Annotated in this window: 29 protein-coding genes; 9 read left to right on the top strand and 20 right to left on the bottom strand. The window is 70.6% G+C overall.

Annotation, left to right across the window (positions count from 1 at the left end; translation table 11 throughout):
- Positions 1-88 precede the first annotated feature (88 nt).
- From ACZ6Y7_RS10685 to ACZ6Y7_RS10590, 20 genes are all read right to left on the bottom strand, one after another.
- A complete protein-coding gene (locus ACZ6Y7_RS10685; RefSeq protein WP_465757493.1) occupies positions 89-610 on the bottom strand; it encodes a hypothetical protein in 522 nt (173 codons plus the stop codon).
- Positions 607-1782 (bottom strand): hypothetical protein, encoded by a 1176-nt coding sequence (locus ACZ6Y7_RS10680; protein WP_465757492.1) that lies wholly within the window; start codon positions 1780-1782, stop codon positions 607-609. The genes ACZ6Y7_RS10685 and ACZ6Y7_RS10680 overlap by 4 nt, the downstream gene beginning before the upstream one ends.
- A complete protein-coding gene (locus ACZ6Y7_RS10675; RefSeq protein ID WP_465757491.1) occupies positions 1782-2942 on the bottom strand; it encodes a hypothetical protein in 1161 nt (386 codons plus the stop codon). The genes ACZ6Y7_RS10680 and ACZ6Y7_RS10675 overlap by 1 nt, the downstream gene beginning before the upstream one ends.
- A 14-nt stretch (positions 2943-2956) precedes the next feature.
- Entirely contained in the window at positions 2957-4165 is a 1209-nt protein-coding gene (locus ACZ6Y7_RS10670) for a phage distal tail protein (RefSeq protein ID WP_465757490.1), read from the bottom strand.
- Positions 4166-4169: 4 nt separating this feature from the next.
- On the bottom strand, positions 4170-6380 hold the full coding sequence (locus ACZ6Y7_RS10665; protein ID WP_465757489.1) for a phage tail family protein: 2211 nt from the start codon (positions 6378-6380) through the stop codon (positions 4170-4172).
- A gap of 11 nt (positions 6381-6391) precedes the next feature.
- Positions 6392-6934: a hypothetical protein gene (locus ACZ6Y7_RS10660; RefSeq protein WP_465757488.1), complete on the bottom strand. Its 543-nt coding sequence runs from the start codon at positions 6932-6934 to the stop codon at positions 6392-6394.
- Entirely contained in the window at positions 6895-7236 is a 342-nt protein-coding gene (locus ACZ6Y7_RS10655) for a hypothetical protein (RefSeq protein WP_465757487.1), read from the bottom strand. Before ACZ6Y7_RS10655 ends, ACZ6Y7_RS10660 begins: the two co-directional genes overlap by 40 nt.
- A gap of 525 nt (positions 7237-7761) precedes the next feature.
- Entirely contained in the window at positions 7762-8364 is a 603-nt protein-coding gene (locus tag ACZ6Y7_RS10650; protein WP_465757486.1) for a phage tail tube protein, read from the bottom strand.
- Between the two features lie 20 nt (positions 8365-8384).
- Positions 8385-8810: a phage tail termination protein gene (locus ACZ6Y7_RS10645; RefSeq protein ID WP_465757485.1), complete on the bottom strand. Its 426-nt coding sequence runs from the start codon at positions 8808-8810 to the stop codon at positions 8385-8387.
- Positions 8807-9064 carry a DUF5403 family protein gene (locus ACZ6Y7_RS10640; protein WP_465757484.1) on the bottom strand — a complete coding sequence of 86 codons (258 nt, stop codon included), beginning with the start codon at positions 9062-9064 and terminating at the stop codon, positions 8807-8809. The genes ACZ6Y7_RS10645 and ACZ6Y7_RS10640 overlap by 4 nt, the downstream gene beginning before the upstream one ends.
- 10 nt (positions 9065-9074) lie before the next feature.
- The gene (locus tag ACZ6Y7_RS10635; protein ID WP_465757483.1) at positions 9075-9428 is read right to left on the bottom strand and encodes a hypothetical protein; all 354 of its coding nucleotides are present in this window, start codon (positions 9426-9428) and stop codon (positions 9075-9077) included.
- Positions 9429-9454: 26 nt separating this feature from the next.
- Entirely contained in the window at positions 9455-9883 is a 429-nt protein-coding gene (locus tag ACZ6Y7_RS10630) for a hypothetical protein (protein WP_465757482.1), read from the bottom strand.
- A gap of 9 nt (positions 9884-9892) precedes the next feature.
- A complete protein-coding gene (locus ACZ6Y7_RS10625; protein WP_465757481.1) occupies positions 9893-10618 on the bottom strand; it encodes a hypothetical protein in 726 nt (241 codons plus the stop codon).
- A gap of 373 nt (positions 10619-10991) precedes the next feature.
- Positions 10992-11486, bottom strand: a complete 495-nt coding sequence (locus ACZ6Y7_RS10620; protein WP_465757480.1) for a hypothetical protein — start codon at positions 11484-11486, stop codon at positions 10992-10994.
- Positions 11487-11890: 404 nt separating this feature from the next.
- Positions 11891-12778, bottom strand: a complete 888-nt coding sequence (locus tag ACZ6Y7_RS10615; RefSeq protein WP_465757479.1) for a VG15 protein — start codon at positions 12776-12778, stop codon at positions 11891-11893.
- Positions 12699-14162, bottom strand: coding sequence for a phage portal protein (locus tag ACZ6Y7_RS10610; protein WP_465757478.1), 1464 nt, complete (start codon positions 14160-14162; stop codon positions 12699-12701). The genes ACZ6Y7_RS10615 and ACZ6Y7_RS10610 overlap by 80 nt, the downstream gene beginning before the upstream one ends.
- Positions 14162-15541 (bottom strand): terminase, encoded by a 1380-nt coding sequence (locus tag ACZ6Y7_RS10605; protein WP_465757477.1) that lies wholly within the window; start codon positions 15539-15541, stop codon positions 14162-14164. The genes ACZ6Y7_RS10610 and ACZ6Y7_RS10605 overlap by 1 nt, the downstream gene beginning before the upstream one ends.
- 460 nt (positions 15542-16001) lie before the next feature.
- Complete coding sequence (locus tag ACZ6Y7_RS10600; RefSeq protein ID WP_465757476.1) at positions 16002-16226, bottom strand: hypothetical protein; 225 nt, start codon at positions 16224-16226, stop codon at positions 16002-16004.
- A 12-nt stretch (positions 16227-16238) separates the two neighbouring features.
- On the bottom strand, positions 16239-16589 hold the full coding sequence (locus ACZ6Y7_RS10595) for a hypothetical protein (RefSeq protein WP_465757475.1): 351 nt from the start codon (positions 16587-16589) through the stop codon (positions 16239-16241).
- Positions 16586-16909 (bottom strand): HNH endonuclease, encoded by a 324-nt coding sequence (locus ACZ6Y7_RS10590; RefSeq protein WP_465757474.1) that lies wholly within the window; start codon positions 16907-16909, stop codon positions 16586-16588. The genes ACZ6Y7_RS10595 and ACZ6Y7_RS10590 overlap by 4 nt, the downstream gene beginning before the upstream one ends.
- Positions 16910-17480: 571 nt before the next feature.
- Here ACZ6Y7_RS10590 and ACZ6Y7_RS10585 point away from each other — a divergent pair.
- The 9 genes from ACZ6Y7_RS10585 (at position 17481) to ACZ6Y7_RS10545 (ending at position 21046) form a co-directional block, all read left to right on the top strand.
- Positions 17481-17762: a hypothetical protein gene (locus ACZ6Y7_RS10585; RefSeq protein ID WP_465757473.1), complete on the top strand. Its 282-nt coding sequence runs from the start codon at positions 17481-17483 to the stop codon at positions 17760-17762.
- A gap of 32 nt (positions 17763-17794) precedes the next feature.
- Complete coding sequence (locus ACZ6Y7_RS10580; protein ID WP_465757472.1) at positions 17795-18001, top strand: hypothetical protein; 207 nt, start codon at positions 17795-17797, stop codon at positions 17999-18001.
- 26 nt (positions 18002-18027) lie between these two features.
- Complete coding sequence (locus ACZ6Y7_RS10575; RefSeq protein WP_465757471.1) at positions 18028-18867, top strand: hypothetical protein; 840 nt, start codon at positions 18028-18030, stop codon at positions 18865-18867.
- Positions 18868-18919: 52 nt separating this feature from the next.
- Positions 18920-19099, top strand: a complete 180-nt coding sequence (locus tag ACZ6Y7_RS10570; protein ID WP_465757470.1) for a hypothetical protein — start codon at positions 18920-18922, stop codon at positions 19097-19099.
- Between the two features lie 47 nt (positions 19100-19146).
- Positions 19147-19455, top strand: a complete 309-nt coding sequence (locus ACZ6Y7_RS10565) for a hypothetical protein (protein ID WP_465757469.1) — start codon at positions 19147-19149, stop codon at positions 19453-19455.
- Positions 19456-19563: 108 nt separating this feature from the next.
- Complete coding sequence (locus ACZ6Y7_RS10560; protein WP_465757468.1) at positions 19564-19896, top strand: hypothetical protein; 333 nt, start codon at positions 19564-19566, stop codon at positions 19894-19896.
- A gap of 97 nt (positions 19897-19993) precedes the next feature.
- Positions 19994-20413 (top strand): hypothetical protein, encoded by a 420-nt coding sequence (locus tag ACZ6Y7_RS10555; protein WP_465757467.1) that lies wholly within the window; start codon positions 19994-19996, stop codon positions 20411-20413.
- A gap of 59 nt (positions 20414-20472) precedes the next feature.
- Positions 20473-20718, top strand: a complete 246-nt coding sequence (locus tag ACZ6Y7_RS10550; RefSeq protein WP_465757466.1) for a hypothetical protein — start codon at positions 20473-20475, stop codon at positions 20716-20718.
- A gap of 133 nt (positions 20719-20851) precedes the next feature.
- Positions 20852-21046 carry a hypothetical protein gene (locus ACZ6Y7_RS10545; RefSeq protein ID WP_465757465.1) on the top strand — a complete coding sequence of 65 codons (195 nt, stop codon included), beginning with the start codon at positions 20852-20854 and terminating at the stop codon, positions 21044-21046.
- Positions 21047-21073: the final 27 nt, after the last annotated feature.

Raw genomic sequence — 21073 nt, 5'->3', positions numbered from 1 at the left:
GCCGACAAATCCCAAACAGGACAGTCGAGACGTCAGTCAGGCGGAGGGTCAGACCCACCGGCAACATCACCACGTCACATCCTCACTGTCAGGCGTAGCCGGGCGGGATCGGGACGGGGGTCCATGTGCCGGCCTCGGTTGCCTGCGGGGCTTGGTTGAGCGGGAGGGCGAGGGCCACGCCGGGGTCGACGGTGCCGCCTCCCTCGACGTCGGTGCGGGTCTGGAGCAGGAGGCGCTGCCACTCGCCGGGCTGGCCTCCGCCTCGGGGCAGCACCCAGTCCAGGCGGACCCATCCGTTGTTGAGTGCGCCGCCGGTGTACTTCCACTCGGTGGTGACCGCGCGGGCCTTGTCGACGTCGAAGAGCCGGAGCCAGACGTTCGCGCCGGTTCGGGTGGCGATGCGGCAGTCCAGGCGCAGGACGGGGTGGGCGATGCCTGCGGTGGGGATGGTGGCGGCGGCCCGCCATGTGGTGGCGACGTCCAGGCCCTGGCGGTAGGGGGTCATGGGCAGGACCGCGCCGAGTGCGGACGCGGTGCGTTCCATGGAGGCGAGGCGGGTGTCGATGGTCTGGAATTCGTCGGCGAGGGTGGGGCGGCCGTAGACGGTCACGCGGCCACCTCCAGCTCGCCCTTCACCCAGTCGTCCACCCGCTCGAAGATGGAGACGGGGACGAGGGCGAGGGTGGTCTCCTCGCCGCGGCTGGTGACCTTGGTGGCGATCTCCTGGACGACGTATTCGGCGTCGATGCCGGGCCACTTCGCGGTGCGGGCGCGCACGCGGATCTTGTGTCCGACGCGCAGTTCGGCGGCGGAGTACTCGCCGCCGGGGTGCAGGGTGACCTCGGGGACGACGAGCGGGAACGCGCCGACGGCGGTCATCCGCTCGGCCTGCGCGGTCAGGGTGTCGACGCGCACCACCGAGTTGTTGGTCTCGACGGCGGCCAGGCGCGGGATGCGGCGGCCTTCCTCGGTTTCGAGCTGGCCGTTGTACCACCAGGACTTCAGCTGTGACCAGCCCTCGCCAGCGCCGTTGACGCCGGTCTCGGTGCACATCTTGTCGCCGTCGCTGGTGACGGAGGTGACGGTGCAGTTCGTCCCGTGCTCCAGCACGATGCCGGTGTCCACCCCGCCGGCCGGGTATAGCCAGCGCATCCGGTTACGGATCACGCGGGCGTCCACGTCCCAGTCGTGGTCGATGCGGAAGTCGAACCCACGGATCACCGCGCCGAGTTGTTCGACGGCTTCCCCCACCGACTTCCACTCGTACCAGGGGTAGGTGCGCTCGCGCTTCACGCTGTCCAGGTCGGGGTCGAAGGTGAGCGCGCCGGGGCCGTTGCTGCCCCAGTAGCCGGGTTGGCCCGGGGCGACGGGCGAGGGGTTGTCGGCGAACTGTTGGATGAGCTCGCGGGCGATGGTGGTCTGCTCGCGCGGTGTGGTGCCGGTGGAGTAGCCGAGATTGATCATGTTGCGGCGGTAGTACTCCCACAGGCCCACGCAGTCGAGCGTCATCTCCTCGGCCGCAAGGTCGACGGACCAGGTCAGCAGCGGGCCGCCCCACAGGACGCGGCTGCCGCGCTGGACGTGCGCGATGATCCGCCACGGCGAGACCAGCGACCAGTCCAGACCCGCCAGCGGTTCGGCGGCCAATGGCACGGTGAAGCTCGCGGCCCCGGGGGCGTTGAGGATGGAGCGGTAGGACAGGCCCGAGACGGGCAGCTCGGCCAGCAGCCGGCCGCCCTTGAACTCGGACAAGATCACGCGGTAGCCGTTGTCCTCGCTCATCAGGCCGCCACGGTGATGACGGCTTCGGCGTAGGACGTCCACGCGGCGATGAACTTGACGTTGTTGTTCGCGGTGTTGTCCGGGGACACGGTGCTGGAGACGTTCAGCGGGGTGCCGGCCGGAACCCGGATGGTGGCGCGGCCTCGCGCGTCGCGGGAGTCACCGGCCCGGGTGTACTGCGGACGGCCCGCACGGCGGCGCTCGCCGTGGCCCGTCACGACGGGGGTGATCCACCCTTCGCCGAACTCACCCCGGTAGCTGACCTCGAAGGAGACGGTCACCAGGCGCGGGTACGCGGCGGCGGGGGCGGTGAACTGGTGCCAGCCCTCGTTTCCCCACGCGCCGTCGGCCGCCTGGTAGGAGGCGTCCAGCCGCAGGCCGCCGGGGACGACGGGCGCGGTGGTGTTCGGTCCGGTGACCTTGTGCAGGGCGCTGGTGACCGAGTCGTAGACCAGGCTGCCGGCCGGGGCACCGACGGCGGCTTGGGCGATGCCCTGGGCCCCGGCGGTGCGGAGCTGGCGCAGGGGTGTGGTGTCGAGCTGCCCGGCGATGACGAACCGCTGGTCCTCGATGCCGGTGATGCCGGTCTGGGCGATGTTCACCACCGCCAGGCGGATGCAGTTGGAGGGCACCGGCCAGTCCTTAGCGCCGGGGGTGGACTCGGCGAGGACGGCGATCGACCAGCCCTTCGCGCCTTCCTTGGTCACCTGCGTCCCGGTGGCCGCTCGGGTGGCGGTGAGCGCGTAGGGGGTGCCGTCGGCGGTGTAGGAGACGGGCTGCATGTACTGGTCCGCGGTGGTGCGGATGTCCATCAGCAGAGGGCCGGCCGGGGCGGTGTCGGGGTCGGCGAACGCGACGACCAGGTCCTGGCGCGCGGCCTCGCCCGGCTTGGGGGTGGAGCACTGGAGCTGAATGCTGGCGTCCAGGTTGGCGAAGTGGACGGCCCCCTTGTGGCTTACGGCGACGTCGTCCGGGAGCCACACCGACCCGGCGGCGACGGAGACGCGCGGGGTGGGGTTGTCGACCTTCTCGACCAGGAGGGCGGTGGGTCCGGCGACGCCGACGTGGGCGCCCCGGGTTCCGCCGATCATCGTGCGCAGGTCGAGCGCGTCGTAGCGGCCCTGCTGCACGAAGAGCGGGGCGCGGAGTTCAACTGCCAAGAGAGATGGGGTCCTTACATCCAGGCGGAGCGCCAGGAGACGTCCGCCGTGACCCCGTCGGGGCCTTCCAATACGTCGAGTTGCACGGTGCTGCCGCCGGGCGGCAGGGCGAACCAGGACGAGCCGGGGTCGACCTGCCCGAACCGCGAAGCGCCGTTGAGGGTGATGCGCCGACGCCCCATGTCGATCACCAGGGCGTCGCCACGGCCGATCCGCAGTCCCCGGACGGCGAAGCGCTGGCGCAGGCCGTTGTGGACGAGGGTCAGCGACGGGTCGCGGATCTCGCCCGTAGTCGGGGTGATCCGCACCGTCGGCCAGGTGTCGACCGAGCCCCGGTTGTCGATGTCCGGGGCCGCTCGGGCGGCGGGGCCGGTGCCCATGTCGAAGGGGAACGTCAGCGGGAAGATCGGCCGCCCGCCCCGGGGCACGGCCACCGCCACCGTCGCCCGCGCCTCGTCGGCGCTGTACAGGCGGGGGTCGGTGGCCAGCAGCTCGACCGTGACGCGGCGGCGGCCCGCGTGGAACTCCTTGTCTACGGTGACGGCGCGCTTGCGTACCCGGGCCATGATGCGGGACCGGCCGCCGGCCACCCCGGGGAACGCGAACTCGAAGGGACGTTCCGGCCCGCCGGGTGCGAACGCGGCCAGCAGGTCCGGGAGTTCGTGGTCGTCCAGGGCGAGCATGGTCAGGGTGACGGTGCGGGCGCCCATGTAGTCGGTGCCCGGGGTGAGGCCGTCGCGCTGAAGCAGTTCGGCGTCCGAGCTGCGGACGTCGGGCACGTCCAGCAGACCGGCCACCTCCTCCAGCACGACGGAGGAGTCCTCACCGAGCAGCAGCCCGTTCCACCGGGCCGTCCACGGCGCGGCGGTGTAGGGGGTGCGGGCGCTGGGCCGGGGGCCCGCGTCCGGCCTGGCCGGGGGCGGCAGGTCTGGCAGGGTACGGAACGTGACCGGCTCGGACCAGACGTCCAGGCCCGGCCCGGTGGAGTGGTAGCGCACCCGGTACTCGGTGTCCGGCTCCAGCGGCGGGTCGTCCCCCAGCGGACCACCGGAGCCGACCAACGCGGTGCCGGGCCAGTCGGGGTCCTCGGTGTTGTAATGCGCCTTGCCCGTAGAGGCGTTGGTGGTTTCGACATCCGTCCACGCACCCTGCGCCTTCGTGTAGAAGACGCGGGCGGTGTGGGCGGTGACGTCGCCGACGAAGGGCGGGAAAACAGCCCCCAAGCGGTTACCTCCCGGAGGTCTTCAGCTCCCACGCGATCTGCTTGCCGACCTCGTGGGGGTCCGCGTTGGTGCGGGCGTTGACGGTGATGCGCGTGCCGTAGCGCTCCCGGCCGGCGTCCCTGGACGCAGTGTCGGGGTGGCGCAATCCGGCGGCGGCGCGCTGGCCGTAGCCGTAGGAGTCGAGCGAGCTCAGCCCCGTAGCGACCGGGCGAAGGGCTTGCTCCAGCGGGCTCGCGTAGGTGGCGGCCGGCACGGCGGCGAAGGCCATCGGGGCGGCCATCAGCGAGCGCGGCGCGGCCACCTGCGGGGCGGGGGCGGCCGACTTGAACGGGTTGAGGCTGCCGACGATGCTGGAGACGACGCCGGACACGCTGATCGACTTCATGCCGTTGATCAGTCCCTGGATCGCGCTCTTGCCCTTGTCGAAGAGCAGCGAGCCCAGGTCGCCGATCGCCGAAAGGATCTTGCCGGGCAGCGAGGCCACGTACGAGACGACGTTGCCGACGCCGGTCGACACGGCGCTGGTCATGCTCGACCAGGCCGAACTCACTGCGCTGGTACAGGAGTTCCACGCGGACGAGGTCCACGAGGTCACGTTCCGCCGGGCCGCCGAGACAGCCGAGCCGACCGACGAGGCCGCCGACGACACGGTCGACGTCACCGACGACCAGGACGAAGAGGTCCACGAGGTCACGGACCCCCAGGCGGACGAGGTCCACGAAGAAACGTTTCGCCATGCGGCCGAGACGGCGCTGCCGACCGACGAAGCGGCGTCCGAGACCCACGAGCGCACGGACGCCCAGGTGGAGGACGTCCACGAGGTCACCGCGGACCAGGCTGCGGACGTGGCGGACGTCAGCCCGTCCCAGGCGGCCTGCACGGCGTGCCAGGCCCAGACAGCCGAGCTGGCCAGCATGTCCCAGCCAGCCATCGTGACGCCGAAGGCGATCACCAGGGCGCGCAGCCCGAGGTCGACGGTGCGCATCAGCATCGCCGTGGCCTGCGCGTTGTCCTTGAAGACGCCGAAGAACTGGCGCAGGGTGTCCGCGAACCACGAGATCGACGCGGCGATCTTGGGCGAGAACTGGACGGCCAGGGAGGCGAGCCCCTGAAGGACGGCGTCCAGGACGCCGACCAGGGGGCTCAAGATCAGCTTGAGCCGGTCGCCCCCGTTGGAGAGCGTGAGGAAGAAGTCGCCGAAGGCGGCCCCGATGCCGACGAGCGCCACCGGCAGCTCGTCGGTGAACGCCTTCATCCCCAGCGAGGTCATCGCCGCCGTCAGCTTGGGGAACAGGACGTCCGTGAAGTCGGTGATCGACTTCACCATGGGGCGGACGAAGGTCGCCCCGGCGTCGAAGAACGCCTTGATCTGCGGTTCGGCCTGCTTGAACCAGGCTGTGACGTCCTTGACCGCTCCGCCAAACTCGCTGCGGATGGCGGCAGTTGCAGGCTTCAGCGCCTCGCTGGCGGCCTGCATCGCCTCCTCGGCCTTCTTGCCGAGGGTCTTCATGTCGCCCGCCGCGGCGATGGCGGCGAGGCCGATCGGCAGGACCGGCAGCGCCGCCAGGGCGATGACGGCGACCAGCCCGGAGGCGACCACCGTCACCCAGGAGGCGATGGCGGTGACCGCCACCAGCAGCGGCAGCGCGGCGGCACCGGCCTGGGCGAAGCCGCCCGCCATGCCCAGCGCACCCTGGGCGGCCGAGCTGATGCCAGAGCCGATCCCCTGGAGAGCAGAGGCCGTCTGCTCGATGCTGGTGGTGAACAGCCGGCCGAAGTTGCGGCCGATGTCGGCGACCCCCGAACCGATGGTTGCCAGCCCGGACTTGACCCGCTCGAAGCCACCCCGGGCAAGGTGGACGTTGATCCCCAGCCGCCAGCGGCGGCCGGTGAACCGGCGGATCTGGACCTCGGCCGGGCCGGTGTCGGCATCGACGTCGGCCCGTACGCGCAGGCGTCGCTCGCGGGTGAGCGCGGCGATCCGGGCGGCGGCCTCCGCCGTGTCGGCGAAGACGTTGACCCGGACGCTGCGGTCGTGGGTCAGCTCCCGCAGCCGGGCGTTCACGCCCGTGGTGTCAAGGTCGAGCTTGACCTTCAGCTTGGTGTACTTCTCCAGCATCTCCAAGTACTGCTTGAGGCGCTGGCGGAAGTCGGAGGTGTCGGGCAGGACGCGTACGTGGACGCGCCCGACTTCCTTGCCGCCGGGACCGGCCATCGGCTCACCTCCTACGTGAGTCGGACCGGCGCGGGCCGCGTCTGCGCGGCGGAGCGCGCGAGGACGGCCGCCGGAAGGCGGAACGTTACTGCAGGGGGGGTTGAGGGCTCGGCGACGGCCGGGCCCCCGCCTTCACCGACCTCGCGCTGGAGGGCGGCGGCGAACGGGTTGCTGGCGGCGGCCTGCCGGCGGGACGTCTTCGCGTACGGGCGTGGGTAGGGCTTCGGCCGCTCGACCGTGCGGGGGTTCTTCGACGCCTTGGCGACCTGGACATGGGTGAGCGCCTGGACGGCGTCCACCAGGTCCGCCAGGACGTACGCCTTGGCGTCCCAGCCCAGGGCCTCGCGGCCACCGCGGAGTGCGGCCAGTGTCGCCGAGTCGTCGGGGAAGGTCCCGATCAGGGCGAGGATCAAGCGGGCGGAGTGCCGTCCCCGGAACCAGTCCAGGACGTCCACGCCGCAGTAGCGGCGCAGGTCGGCGGTGATCTCCGCGCCGTGCTCGTCCAGCAGCCTGATCAGGCCGCCGCTTCCCCCGGCGCGACCTCCTCCATCCACCGCTCGACCACGGTCATGGTCTGCTCCAGCGGCAGGGCGTCCACAGACTCCCGCATCGCCTTCTTGTCGGAGGCGACCGCGACCAGCAGGCCCGTCATCGCGTCGATCCGGCGTTCGTTGGAGACCTTCCGCGACTGCACGATGTCCAGCAGGGCCAGCGCGGTCTTCAGGTCACCGCCGGGCAGGCCCTCGATCCGGCGCAGGCGGACCTTCTTGCCGTTCTTGGCGACGAACTTGACGCCCTTGCCGGTGTGCTTGCGCTCGGCCTCGGCGGCGAGGGCGGCGAAGTCCAGGGTGGTCAAAGGGGATGCCTCCAGGCGGTTTGACAGAACTGACGGAAAGTCATGACACTACTACTGAGAGGTTGGCACCTCTCGGTACGTCGCAACCCTGGGTGGATGGGAATGCACCCGGGTTACCCCTCGTGTCGCCGTCTGAGTACCGGTGTACTGACAACGGCGCGGCGAGGGTTGACGCTCAACCCGAACCGAAAAACCTCAACTTATCTAGCAGCTTCCCGAGCACCTGCACCGGCAGGTCTCGATTCACTTACCGCTTGCGGTAGGTCGGGTCGAGCCTGCCTGAAAACAGGTCAACTTCCGATCTGCTGCCAGATCAGAGGAGTTGGTGGTGCAGGTTCCTGGGTGGCTGGCGCCCGTGATTCTTGGGGCCCCTGGGGTGGTTGCCGTCCTCCGCGTACTGCTGAGGCGCTGGATTCCATCCCTGAGTGAGGACGCGATCATCTCGATTCGTGCGATTCGCAGGGTCCGGGCAGAGCTTCGGCGAGGTGAGGTACCGGCACAGCCGGCAGCGCCGGTCGAAGAGGATCAGGCGGCGGGCTGAAGGCCAGCGGCCAGGTCGAACACGGGGGTGACGGTGCCGAGCGGAGTGGACTGGTTGAGAGCCACGACGGTGGCCTTCACCGGCATCTCGGTGAGTGCGGCCGGGTCGATCTTGACCGCGTCGGTGCCGATGATGCTGGTCTTGGGGTAGTGCCACACCACGGCCTTGCCGCCGTCCACGGCGGCGATCATCAGCGCGCGGGGCTGGGCGACCGGGGCGGAGGGGATGGAGAAGAAGCCCTTGGAGTCCAGGCCCTTGGGGGTGCCGTAGTAGAGCTTGTAGGACTCGGCGGTGAAGTCCTCCAGGTTGATCGTCACCGCGTAGGTCTTGCCGGGGTCGGTGGTCTTGAGGGCCTTGTTCTGCCAGCTCCCCAGCACCTCGGCGTCGTCGCCGTCGACACTCAGCTCGATGCCGTTGTCCAGCGAGGTGTTGCCGACCGACTTCCAGGTGAGCCCGGTCGGGGACCACTTGGACGGGTCCTTCGGGTCGAACCCGGGCTTGCTGAGGTCCGGCGGCGGGGTGCCGGGGTCGGCGACGTAGATGTATCCGGTGCCCGGTACCAGGACCGGGGCGTCGTCAGCAGCCAAGCTGACTCCCTTCCGGCCCGTCAGCGGGGCCTTGTAGCGATCATGTAGTTGGCGGTGAACCGGTAGAAGTCCGGTTGGGCCTCGGTCATGGGGTCGGTGGTCATGAACGGGCCGGTGGCCTCGCGGAAGTGCGAGAGGTAGCCGTCCGGGGTGCCCCACTGCTCGCGCGTGAGGCGGAGCAGGCCGGCGCGGGCGCGGCGGGCTATCAGGGAGGCGTCGGCCCGCCCGGCGGCGTAGGTCTGGACGTTGAACATGCCCTCGTCCACGAACCGGGAGTCGCGCATCACGCCGCCCACCCGGCGGGCGACGACCAGGCCGCCGGCCTCGCGCAGCGCGAGCTGCCAGTCGGTGGGCAGGTAGACCGCGCACCGCAGGGTGGGGAAGACGGTGCGCAGGGCTTCCAGGACGATGCGTTCGGAGTCGGGCATCAGGTAGGGCTCGCTCACCACAGGGCGGCCTCCATCGCGTGGATGCCGTCCACGTGGCGCCCAGCCCGGTGGTTGAAGCCGCCCCAGTTCTTGTGGGCGGCCAGCGGGTCCAGGTTGACGATGGCGTAGCCCTTGGCGTGGCGGCGCACCTTGAGCCCGGCGATGAACTCGCCGGTGTCGATGTGGAGTGCGGCCTTCGCGGCGACGCGGGCCTTGCGCTCCTCGGCCTCCAGCTTGAGCACGCCCATCACGCCGGGAAGCCCGGCGATCACGGCGTCAAGGTCAGGTCGGACTTTCACCACTTTGGCCGCCCCCTTCCACGATCACGGTCACGAACCTCATCCGGTCGGAAGCGCCGTGGTGGGCGCGGGGCGGATCGACCACGGCCCAGCGGGTGCCGGGGTCGCCCTGGTCCTCGAAGGAGATCGCGGACCACTTGTCGATCACCGTGTCCGGCGGGAAGACGATCTTTCGGCGGATCGGCGGGGACCAGCCGACCTGAGCGCCGACCGGGGCCCGCCAACCGGCGGCGTCGCCGACCGGCTGGACCCAGGCCGCGTACGTGGCGCTCGGCCCAGGTGCCGGCCGACGGTCACCGTAGCCGTCATCGACCATGCGGACGGTGTGGACGGTCACGCGGGTGCGACCGCGCTCCAGCAGGCTCAACTCAGCCCCCAGGAGTCCTCGGGGTCCGGGAACGGGTAGCCGGTGCGCATGCCCCGCGAGATGGCCGAGCGCTGGCCCTGCACGGTCTTGAGACCACCGCGGCCTGCCACCCGTTCGATCAGCGCTTGCTCGCCCCGGGTCAGGGCCAGGCCCATCGGGGAGCCGTCCGGCATGCGGTAGCTCACCTCTCCGGCCTGCTCCTGCACGTACCCCTCGGGGTTGCGGAAGCGCCGGTCGGCGACGGCCAGCGCCAGCGCGCGGATCACGGCCGGGTGGCGCTGCGGGGTCCACCCGGGGTGGCCCTGCGCGGCGATCACCCAGAAGGCGTCTTCGAGCGCGGCACTGGCCCGCTCCCAGTCCGGAGTGCCGGTGGCGGGAGCGGGCTTGCCCAGGCGCTTGAAGAGGTCGGCGACGTCCAGCGCCACAGGCACCCCTTACTTGGCGACGGCGGCGGTCGGCTCGCCGGTGAAGGTCACGCGGATGCCGCGGACCTTGACCAGGTTCTTCGGGTCCTGCCAGTTGGTCTCGCCCTTCTTCAGGTCGGTGACCAGGGTCGCGCCCCAGTACGAGCTGAGGAACGAACGCTCCATCGCCGCGCCGGAGTTGTAGTCCTTGATCCAGCGCAGCGCGAAGCCGTCGGCGGTCTGCCGGCCACCCTTGGCGGACTCCGGCACGGACGGCGCGCCCGAGACGAGCTGGATCGCGGAGCGGTGGAAGGCGTAGATGCCGAGCGGGGCGAGGACATCGTTGGTGGACTCCACGATGTCGAAGCCGTACAGGTTGCCGATGGTCGCCTGGCGCAGCGCGGCACCGCCGTTGGCGGACTCGTTGGCCTTGCTGATGTTCGGGTCGTTCAGGAGGTAGTACGCGGCCTCGGATCCGACCACGGCGGTGCGGCCCTCGGCGGGGATGTTCTCCTTGTTGAGCTGGACGCGAAGGCGCGCGAGGCTCTTGCGGATCATCTGGCCGGCCTGCTCGTCGCTGGTGGCCTTGGTCAGGTCCACCGGGATCTTCGCGGTGGCGGCGACGTCGGGGAACTCGTTCATCGCGCTGGCGACCTTGTCCTCAAGGCGCTCGGTGATGGAGTCCACCTGCGGGACCATGACCTGCTCGCCGAACGACAGCAGGTCAAGGGACAGCTCCGCGTCGGAGAGGTCCACCGCGCTGTAGGCGTGGGTGTCGAGCTTGACCGTCAGCAGACCCTCGTTCAGGTTCTCCGACTGAATCCACGTGGTCGGGTCGGCGAACTTGCGCTTGGCGTCGATCCGCTCCTCCGCGCCCTTCAGGCGGGCGGGGCGGCGGATGTTGATGACCTGGCCGGTGGCGTTGACGAACTGCTCGGCGGCCCGGCGGTCGAACTTGTGGGCCAGAAGGACGGTGTCCTTCAGATTGGCGATGGCCTGAAGGACCAGCTTGTCCGGGTTCTGGAAGGCGTTGGCACGTGCGGGGCTGAGAGAGATGGCGCTGTTCCTCGGGAAGACGGAAGGGCGCCCCGGGGCAGGGCGGCCTCATGCGGTACGGGGGTGGGGAAGGTCAGATGCCGAAGCGGCGAAGGCGCAGCTTCTCGGCCAGGCCCTTGTACGGGTCGGGCTCGGAGTGCGGGGTCAGCCCGCCCGCGCCCAGCAGCGGCTTCGGCGCGGCGACAGCGGCCAACCGCTCGGCGTGTGCGCGCACAGCCGCCTCGTCACCGCCCTGGACCAGGGCGGCGAGGACCGGCGGCAGGGCGTACTCGGCGGCGATGCGGTCCCGAAGCGCCTGCTCCTGGAGCTGGGCGACCTGAGCGCGCAGTTCGTCCGCCTCGACGCCGGCCTCCTGGCCGCGCTCGCGGGCAGTGTCCAAGTCGGCCTGCATCTTCTCGTAGAGCGCCTTGTAGTCCGGCTCCACCGGCTTCGGGGTGGCGCTCTCCTCGCCGCCCGCCGGGGCCGGTGCCTCGGGCTGCTCGGCCGCCGGCGGGGTGGCCGGGTTCACCACGCCGCCGGGGATCGCCTCGGCCGGGGTCGGGGTTTCGAGCGTCAGGGTCTCGGGCACGTCTCTCCTGGAATTTCAGTTTCGGTCATTAGAGGTGGACCGCCCGAAGTCGCTTCGACTCCAGGCTCATTGACACAGTCCTCATGGACAGGCATTCCACCGTGCGGGGGGTACGGACATGGCAATGCGCAACTTCCGACACGTGTGCGGCGAGTGCGGGAGGCGCACTCCGTGGCTTACCCAGAGCGCGGCACAAGCCGATCACGCAGCCCACTACCAGAAGATGCATCCAGGCATCGCGCCGGGCGGCATTTGGGAATACCGCGACCAAGGCGGCGCGCAGTCGGGTGGCTTGGGTGGCTGCGGGTGCGGCTGCCTGGTGGTGTTCCTCGTCGTCGTCATGTTCCTGGCGTTGTTGTCGTCGCTCCATGGGTAGCAGGACAGCCAGGGGTCGCTAGTGCTGCTCAGGTCTTGTTGTAGTAGGTGCGCCAGTCGGCCAGCGACCCGCCCCCAAACTCGCGCCACATCCGGGCGAACTTCTCGTTCTCGGCGGGCAGTTGGTAGCGGCGGGAGAAGATCGGGACGGCCTGGCAGTGGCAATGCGGGTGAGCGCCGAACGCGGCCGTCTGCTTGGACTTGTAGACCGCGCCACGGGAGGGCATCAGCGCGCAGAAGTAGCAGGGGTTCGCGTCGGTCTTGCGGTAGTAGCCGATCGCCCCGGGGTCGTCCTGCAGCGCGGTGTGGATCATGTCCCGGCCAGCGTCTTGGACGAGCATCCCGCCTGCCCCGGTGCTGCCGGTCTTCAGGGCGTCCAGGAACTCGCGCTCCCAGGCGATCAGCTCCGGGTCGTCCAGCGCAGCCGGGCCCCGGCCGGCGCGCTCGCGCTCGTGCTGGGCCACACGGCCGGCGACCTGCTGGCGGAACGCTTCCTCTGCCTTGCGGGCCTCGCTCGCCAGGTCGGCGGCGGGGAAGGGGTCGCGGGTGTCGACGGGCAGCACCTCGCGCGGGCCGGTGCCGGTCCGCTTGCCGGAGGCCCGGTTGAACTCGGCCCACAGGGAGCCGAGCGAGGCACCCGGGCGGTAGCCGGGGCCTCCGATCACCCGGCCGGTCTCCAGAGCGCGGAGCAGCCGGTAGAAAGCCACCGACAGCGTGTAGGAGGCCGCCGCGGATTCGCGGATCGCCGCCGTGTACTCGGCTTCCAGCTCGGACAGCGAACCTGCGACCTCGCGGGCCTCGACGCCGGCCAACACCTCGGCCCAGCGGGCGGCGAACTCACCGGCCAGCGCCTCCTGCGCGAGCTGGTACGCGGCCACCGCCCGCAGGATCTCGGCGGTTCTTTGAGTCCACGCCATCGGCCGTCGCCTCCTTCTGCTGCTTCAGGGCCTCGGCCTCGGCGGCCTCCGCCTTGCGGGCGGCCTCCTCGGCGGCCTTCACCGCCTCGTCAATGTCGGCCTGGCTGAAGCCGGGCACCTTGCGCAGGGCAACGGACAGGGGGACGCCCTGCTGCATCAGCTTGACCATGGCGTCGGCGGCCTGGGCCAGCGAGCGCGTGGACTTCTCGGCCCACTCGACCTGGCTCTCGTCCTGCTCGATCCCGCCCCGGCCGGCCGCGACGGCGCACAGCCGGAACACCGACTCCCACGACTCGCCCAGCGAGTCCTGGAGCGTGGACAGGAACCGCTTGAACGAGGTCTCGGCGGCGGCCAGGGCGTCCGCCGAGAGGTTCACCAGGTTCGACCCGGCGAGGTAGTGCGGCGGCACGTCGGCCAGGCCCATCATCTCTTCGATCGTCTGGCGGCGGGACGCGAGCAGATCGGAGGTGGGCATCGCCGGGAGCTGCCCGAACTTCGCGTCGGAGTTCGGGGCCATCAGCAGGGTGGACGGGTCCAGCGAGGGCACGTCGTAGACCGGCTCCCCGGTCTCCGGGTCGCGCAGCGGGTCACCGGTCTCCGGGTCCAGACGCTCGCTCGGGGCCAGGCCGGTGGCGAAGCGGATCGCGTGCGCGCCCCAGTGCTCGGTCAGCAGCAGCGACAGCGAGTGCTGGTTGAGCCGGTCCTGCGGGGTGATCAGCGGCTCCACCACGCCCCGGGTGCGGCCCCGCAGGTCCACCGACGGGGAGAACCGCACCACCGGGCACACGCTCATGCCGTGCGGCTCCGAGGCGAGCACCGCGGAGTCCGGTTCGGCGTCCAGGTCGACGGTGTACTTCGCCACGTCGTCCCACAGGTAGCCGACCGTGCGGTCCTCGTCGGGCTGCTGCTCGGGCACGTGCAGCGCGTACACCGGGTGCTCGTCCCACGCCGGATCGGCGTAGACGGCCACCGTGCTGATCGCGTCGTACGCGCGGATCAGCGGCTCCTTGCGGCCCTTGCGGGGGTCTGGGGTGACCACGACGTACGCGGCACCGGAGGTGAGGGCGGCGCGGTGGACGGCGTTCTGCCGCTCGTCCAGCCGGTTCTTCTGCCAGAACGACCACTCGAAGGCGTTCCTCCCCGAGCCCGGCTTGCGGAAGCCCTGCACCCGCAGCGCGTTCAGCGGGGCCTCCACCGCCAGGCCGGAGACGTTCACGATCGAATGCTTCACCAGGTCCTTGAACTCGGCGTTCGCCTTGGCCGGCATCCATGGGGCGCGGTGCAGGCCCCGGGCGTACCGGTCCACGAGGTTGAGCCGGTCGAAGTCGCGGTCGATCAGCGACTTGGCGTGGCGGGCCCGCTTGATCACGACGGGGAGGGACATCAGAACCCTCCTCGGGTCTGTAGCGTTCCGGGCTGCTTGGGGGGCTTGAGCTTGCCGCTCTCCATCAGGCGGCGCAGGGCGATCCAGGCGATCACCATCGTGGCGTACAGGTCGATCTTCAGCTTCGACTCGCGGCTCTCCTTGCCGAACCCGATGCCGTACTGGTTCGGGCGTTTGCGGGCGTTGAGGGTGTGCCGGGTCAGCGAGTAGTCGCGTACGTGCGGAAGGGCCGCCGTCTCGATCGCGCCGACCATCGCCATGTGCTCGGTCGTGATCTCGCGCTGGTTGGCACGCATGTCGAACCCGACCGTGGACTTGCCGGACGCCTTGATCAGCAGGTGCTTGCCGTAGGTCTCCGACCAGTCGGCGACGTAGCTCTCCCACCCGGCGACGTCGGCGAAGAACGCGACGACGGTGTACTTCTGGAAGACGTGGCCGATCATGTCGTTGACCTCCTGGCCGTCCACTTCCCAGTTCTTGCCGGCCGGGCCGTCGGGCTTCTCCCACAGCGCGAGCTTCTGGACCAGCTTGTCCCGAACTCGCATGCCCAGCAGGGCTGTCGAGTCGTCGGTCTTGCCTCCGTCGAAGGCGAGCACGATCCGCTCGCCGGGCTTGATGCCATCGTGAGGCTCGACCGTGGCGAGGTCCCAGGTGTCGCGGTCGACCAGGGCGTCGTCGTGGCTGGACAGCTGGTTGAGGTACTTGCGGCGGCTCTCGTCCTCGCTGGTGGAGGCGGACCAGATGTCCTTCATCACCCGCTCGGGGTTGATCCAGATCGAGTCGCCCCGGGCGCACAGGATCGCGGCGCGGAGCTGCTGCTCGTCGGCGAGGTCGACCCCGGGCGGGGCCTCCACCGAGTCGTAGTAGATACCGGCGTCTCTGTTGACCCCGTCGCGCTGCTTCTCGAAGGCGTACCAGGTGCCTTCGGCCACCGACTCCTCGCCGATCACCGGCGCGTTGGTGATCTCCATCGTCCGCCCGCCGACCTTCGTGGCGTTCGGGCGGATCGTGGCGGCGAGGCGGGGGCCGTGGTTGCCCTCGACCCAGTGCCAAGTCTCATTCAGCAGGGCGAAGCTCGGCCGGCCGCCCTCGGCGGCGCGGAAGCTCGACGCCTTGGCCTCCAGGCGGCACTGGCGGCCGTCGGTGTCGGTCTGGCTGGCGTAGCAGACCTCTTGGCCGAGCTTGATCGCGTACCGGTCGATGGCGGCCTGGCTGAAGATCGTGCTCAGCGCCGACATCGTGTTGACGTTCTGGCCGGCCGCCGTGGCGAAGATCTGCACCCACGCCTCTTGCGGCGGTCCGCCGATCGGCGAGCCGTCCTCGCGGAAGCCCACCAGGCGGCACGGGCCGACGAACTCCATCGCGGCCACCGACGCCATCTTCGGGTCCTTGCCCCAGCCCTTGAGGCGGCGCAGGGTGCCGGACTCGTACCGGAAGGCCCGGCCCCAGGTCTCGGGGTCGTTCGGGTCCTCGGGTACGGCGTCGTCGCGCAGCTCGTACCAGCGGGCCAGGATGCGGCACTGCTCGGGGGTGTACTTCCAGTCCGGCCGGAAGGCGTGGGCACTCCAGCGCAGCAGCTCGCCTGCGAGGGTGCGGTGCGGGTGGGGGACGTCGTCCGCGATGGTGCGGACCGGCTCGTAGGTGAGCAGGGCGGCCCTCCGGGTCCTGTAGCATCACGGGTGGTCAGTAGCCCTGCACGGAGCGGGGATTGGTCACACGCGAGGGTGGCCGGATGTCGGTCATGCCTTTTGCCCCGCAGTGCGGGGATCGGGCAGTATCGCCCCGCAGTGCGGGGATCTCGGCGGGCTCCAGGTTCGGGGCCCGCCGTTCTGCTGCCTGTCAGCCGTTTGCCTCCCGGCGGGCGCGCTCCTCCAGCAGCCGGGCGGCGTCGATGGTGACGTGCTCACCGGCCGCGAAGGGCGTGGTCATGTCGTGGGCCCACAGCTCGCGGGCGACGGCGGGCGGGACTTCAGAGTCCAAGCACGCCTCGTAGTAGACGATCGTTCGCGCGATGCGCAGGGACTCGTCCGATGGCCCGGCGGCCCGGGTCTTGCGGCGTGCCACGGCGGCCCCTTCTCAGACTCGGTTGCCCCAGCGGGCGGCGATGGCGTCACGGGCGTTGTGGCCGCGCTTCGGGCCTTCGCCCTCACCGCGGATCTTGGCGAGGTGGCCGGCGGCCTGAGTTCGGTTGAGCTGGGCCTGCGCGATTCCGGGGTGCAGGACCATCATGTCCTTGCGGTTGCCGCCCTCGATCATCTGGCCCTCGCGCTTCACCACGGCGTCGAGCTGGGCGGCGCGGGCGAGCATCGGCGCGGCGATGTCGATCAGCGCGAGGTCGGTCGGCTCCAAGTCCAACTCGGTCTCGTACAGCTCGATCAGCGCGGCACGGATCACCGCCGGGTTCTTCTCGGTCGGGTCGACGTTCAACGGACCTCCCCGGGGTGCGGTCGGCGCGTTCGGGCGGGCTGCCAGCGCTCCGCGGTGGCCCGTCGGCGGGCTCGGCCGGCGTCGGCCGCGTCCTTGCGAAGGACGTGCCAGTCGCACAGGGCGCGGAGGTTGGCAGGGTCGTCGGAGCCGCCTTCGGAGGCGGGGACGATGTGGTCGCAGTGCCGCGCGGGCTCGCCGCACAGCTCGCCGGTGTCGTAGCGGATGTGCTGGCAGCGCCAGGCGTCGCGGTTCATCACCGCGCGGCGAAGGCGGGCCCAGTGCGGGGGAAGCGGGGTCGTGCGGCGCGAACTCGCGGACACGGATGCCTCCTTGAACGCTGAGCCCCGCCAGGTGCTCGACCTCGACCGGGGAGAGAGGACAGGTCGGGGAGCGTTGCCCTGGCGGGGCGATGGGGAGGCCGGCCGGGTGCCGCAGCAACGGGTGCGCGCACGCGCGCGAGCCGCCTCCACATGTATTTAGGCCGCCCGGTTAACACCGCCGACGCCCGCGGCATCACTCTCCGCAGTCAGTGCATGGCATTAAGTACTACACCTGCTGGTCACGCTGTGTAGATGATCGGAAAGAAGGGCTCGGCCGGCGTTCGTATCGGATCTCGGCTGCTATGACGCACCGGGCAGTAAAGGAACGCGCGCGGGAGGCACCCCCCGGGGCGCCCTGCGACGACCGCCAAACCGCCGCCACGGACGCGCTAAATCCCCTTCAGTGCATAGGAATTGGCGCGTCTTCGCGTGCGCGCGCGTCTTCCGCCTTGGCGAGAACGAGCATGGCTCATATATGTGATGCAGGTCACGAAAGCTGCGTTAGACATTTACTGAATCCGTCATGCAGTGTTGGTCCTGCAAGCGAACGACGAACCGAAACGAGATCACGGTGCGTAACCATCGAACCCCCGCCGCCCTGGGCCTGGTCATGCTGCTGGCCGGTGCCCCGTGGCAGACGGGCAACTGGGGCGGGGGCCTCGCGGCGGCCCTCCTGACGGCCCTTGTCGCCAACTGGGTGGGCAAGGTGCCCGCACTGGTCAAGCGGGCCGTGCAGGGCCCGTCCGAGGCCGCCGCGCCCGTCGTCGCTCCCGCTCCGGTCAACGCCTACGACCGCGACCGCGCCGAGATCCCCGGCCGCCGCCGCAACCGCCGCAACCGCGCCGGTCGTTGACCCGCCCGACTCACCCCCGGAGAACCCCCGCGATGAACCCCCGACGCACCCTCGCCGCGCTCGCGCTGGCCGCCGTAACCGCCATCGGCGGGTGGCTGGTCGGCCACACGACCGCCGAACCGTCCGCGCCCGACTCCGGGCAGGTCGCCGCCTTCAACGACGGATGGTCGGACGCCATGCGCGACGCCTGCCAGCAGGGCAGCGCGTACGCCTGCGACTGGCTGACCACCACCCGCTGACCACCCGCACCACGCAAGGAACGATCATGAGCGCGACCCTGACTGACGAACTCCTCACCGCCACCGGCCAGCACTGCCACCGGTACGACTTCGTAACCCGCATGGAGTCCGAGGCGGACGCCCACGGGTGGGCCCGGATAGGCATGGTGACGGACGGCGCGGGGGCCCTCCTGGAGGACGGGGAAGGCTGGCACCAGCACGAGACGGACGCGATCCGCGCACGGTCCAACTGGGACGCAGCCTGCCGGATCATGGTGGACGCCGCCGGAGAGTGCGGGACGCTGTGGGACACCAGCGGCGACGGGATCATGTACGACGCCGATTCGTTCCCGGCCAGCGACGCCGCGCGCCGGATCGCTGACAGCCTGGCCGGATACCCGCTGCTCGATGAGGACGACCACAGCGCGCGGGAATGGGCCGCGATGGTCGAAGAGATCGAAGGGTCACCCGTCACCCTGCCGGACGGGATCGACGGTGAGGACATCCTGCGGGAACTCGACTTCCCGTCCCCCGGTGACATCACCATGGCCATGATCGAAGACGCCTTGGAAACCGTCGGGTACGTCGCGTGCTCCGACTGTGACAAGTGGCTCACCCCCATGACCGCCCGGCGTGGCGAACCACTCTGCCGGGACTGCGCGTTGGAGGAGTCGCGCCCGGTCACGACCACCACCGTGCCGATCCCCGGTGCCGACCCCTGGCGCGCCTACACCCTGTACGGCCACGGCGAGCCGCTGACGGCCGTCCTGACGCCCTACCTGGACGGCTACGCCACCGAGCAGGGGGCCGCGTACCGCGAGGACGTGCGCGCCATCGTGCGCGGCTCCCGCACCGGATACCGCGCCGTGTACGGCCGGGCCGCGTAGGCACCAGGGTCCACCCCCTCCAACTCCCGTACCACAGAACGGAAGTACCACCATGACCCGTACCGACATGATCCACCTGTCCGGCTACTGGCCCCGTCTCGCCAGGCTCGGCATGGACCACTCGGACGACGTGCACGCGATGTTCGACGCCTTCCGCGACATGCGCGCCGAAGGGGAGACCGGCCTAGACCTCCTGCTGGACGAACTGTTCGACGCCCCCGACAGCGTCTGACCCCTCCCGCCCCCGCACCGCCGCACCGACCCCGAGAGAGAACCACCGTGAGCCGCACCGCCGACTACCTGACCGCCCTTGCCGAAGACGCCGGAATCGCCGCAGAGCTTGAAGCCCTCACCGACTACGCCGCGCACGTCGGCAGTGCCGAGTACGCCGTCGACACCTTCGAAGACGCCTACTGCGGCGGGTGGGACGGCCTGGAGGACTTCGCCCACCACCAGCTCATGGAGACGGACGACGAGTACCGCGCGGCCGTCGAAGGCTGCCGGGGCTGGACTCCCCAACTGGACATGATCGCTTGGCAGTGCGACTACTTCCACACCAGCAGCGGGCACGTCTTCCGGTCCCTCTGAGCTGTGCCCTCTTGGTGAGGGCCCCGCGCCCCCGCCGGGCCCCCGCCATGGGTGCACAGACACCAGACCCCACCCCCTCACCCCAACCGCCACCCCGGAGGCACAGCCATGCCCGAGAACACCCCCGAGCCCACCCCGGCCGAGACCGCCGAGCAGTTCGCCGCGATCGTCGCCGACCTGCCCGACCACGAAGTCGAAGCCGCCGCAGACGAGTTCGGCTGTGAGTACTGCGGCGGCAAGCTCGAAGCGTCCGCCCCGCTCTGGTTCAACATCTACCGCCGCCCCGACGGAACCCCCGGCCTGGACGTGTACGGCGTCGGCGTGGAGGCGGCCACGGTCAGCTGTGAAGCGTGCGGCCAACCCGCCGGGGACTACCTGGACCGGCTGATCACCGACGCCATGAACCCGTGGGATGCCGCACTCACCGGCATGGAGGTCTGAGCCGCTTCGGTGGCGGCCGGACGTTCTCCGGCCCCCGCCGTAGCCGCTCAGGCACCAGGCCCCACCCCCTCGCCCCGTACCAAGGAACAGCGCCACCATGACCACCATCACCTACGCCCTTGACCTGCTGGAGCCCGCCGGAGACTGGGCCGGATTCATGCGCTCCGGCCGCAGCACCGTTCACCCGGCCGCACGCGGTGCCGCGTGGGACGTCCTGGAGGAACTGGAGGGCACCGACCGCGCCGCCGTGGTCTACACGCTGGCCCGGAACCTCGCCACCACCCCCTACGCGCTGGTTGCGTGGCAGGACGGCGAACCGGTCGCGCTGGCGGCCGACACCGCCAACGGCGGGGCGTACGTGGTCGCGTGGGAGGACACCGACACCGGCCGCCGGTACTGCCGCAGCTACCCGCACCCCCGCGACGCAATGGCGGCCGTCGACTCCGCACGGATCTACGCCAACGTCCGGTTGATCGGCTACAGCCCGAACCTGGACGAGCTGGAGTGGCAGCGGTGACCACCCTCGCGCCCGCTGGCACCAGGCCCCACCCCCTCCCGCACACAAGGAACAGCGCCATGTCCGCCGCACAGCTCCAGAGCCTCGTTGACCGCGTCCGCCGCCACGAACGCGACTGGGAAGCCACCTTCCGGGAGTGCATCCCGACGTACGACCCCGACCACCCCGACCAGCCCGCCGAAGACCGCTACATGGGCGACTACGACGAGATGGACGACTCCCGGGCCTACGACAGCCGGGACCTGCTGCTCATCCTCACCGCCGAACTCGAAGCGCTCATCCGCGAGATGGAGAGCGGCCGGTGATCAGCGCCCAGGACTTCGCCCTCCTCTCGCACAACCCGGGCCACTGACACCAGGCCCCACCCCGACCGGCATCCAGCCGCACCGATGCCGGCGGAGCCCAGCCCCCCACCGCCGCCACCCACAGGAGACCGCTGTGCCCCGCTTCGCCGTCTACATCGACAACACCGAGACCTTCCGCTTCGTGGTGGAGGCCGCCGACTACGACGCGGCCGAAGCCGAAGCCCTGGCCGCGTTCGAGAGCGACGCCCGCGCCGACGCCTACAGCCATGGCCACGAACCGACCGTCTACGACCCCGAGTTGCTGGACGCGCTCCCCGCCGCCGCGTGACGCGCCGCTGACACCAGGCCCCACCCC

The sequence above is a fragment of the Kitasatospora sp. NPDC053308 genome, from assembly GCF_055585785.1.
The sequence above is the reverse complement of the archived record's forward strand: the minus strand, read 5'-3'. Positions and strand labels throughout refer to the sequence as shown.

What these genes read in the sequence shown, in the direction of transcription:
- ACZ6Y7_RS10680 (WP_465757492.1), bottom strand. Translation starts at nt 1,782, where the DNA reads ATGAGCGAGGACAACGGCTACCGCGTGATCTTGTCCGAGTTCAAGGGC.
- ACZ6Y7_RS10665 (WP_465757489.1), bottom strand. Translation starts at nt 6,380, where the DNA reads ATGGCCGGTCCCGGCGGCAAGGAAGTCGGGCGCGTCCACGTACGCGTC.
- ACZ6Y7_RS10615 (WP_465757479.1), bottom strand. Translation starts at nt 12,778, where the DNA reads ATGGCGTGGACTCAAAGAACCGCCGAGATCCTGCGGGCGGTGGCCGCG.
- ACZ6Y7_RS10610 (WP_465757478.1), bottom strand. Translation starts at nt 14,162, where the DNA reads ATGTCCCTCCCCGTCGTGATCAAGCGGGCCCGCCACGCCAAGTCGCTG.
- ACZ6Y7_RS10605 (WP_465757477.1), bottom strand. Translation starts at nt 15,541, where the DNA reads ATGGCGTCGGTGGCCGCGATGGAGTTCGTCGGCCCGTGCCGCCTGGTG.
- ACZ6Y7_RS10580 (WP_465757472.1), top strand. Translation starts at nt 17,795, where the DNA reads ATGAACCCCCGACGCACCCTCGCCGCGCTCGCGCTGGCCGCCGTAACC.
- ACZ6Y7_RS10575 (WP_465757471.1), top strand. Translation starts at nt 18,028, where the DNA reads ATGAGCGCGACCCTGACTGACGAACTCCTCACCGCCACCGGCCAGCAC.
- ACZ6Y7_RS10570 (WP_465757470.1), top strand. Translation starts at nt 18,920, where the DNA reads ATGACCCGTACCGACATGATCCACCTGTCCGGCTACTGGCCCCGTCTC.
- ACZ6Y7_RS10560 (WP_465757468.1), top strand. Translation starts at nt 19,564, where the DNA reads ATGCCCGAGAACACCCCCGAGCCCACCCCGGCCGAGACCGCCGAGCAG.
- ACZ6Y7_RS10555 (WP_465757467.1), top strand. Translation starts at nt 19,994, where the DNA reads ATGACCACCATCACCTACGCCCTTGACCTGCTGGAGCCCGCCGGAGAC.
- ACZ6Y7_RS10550 (WP_465757466.1), top strand. Translation starts at nt 20,473, where the DNA reads ATGTCCGCCGCACAGCTCCAGAGCCTCGTTGACCGCGTCCGCCGCCAC.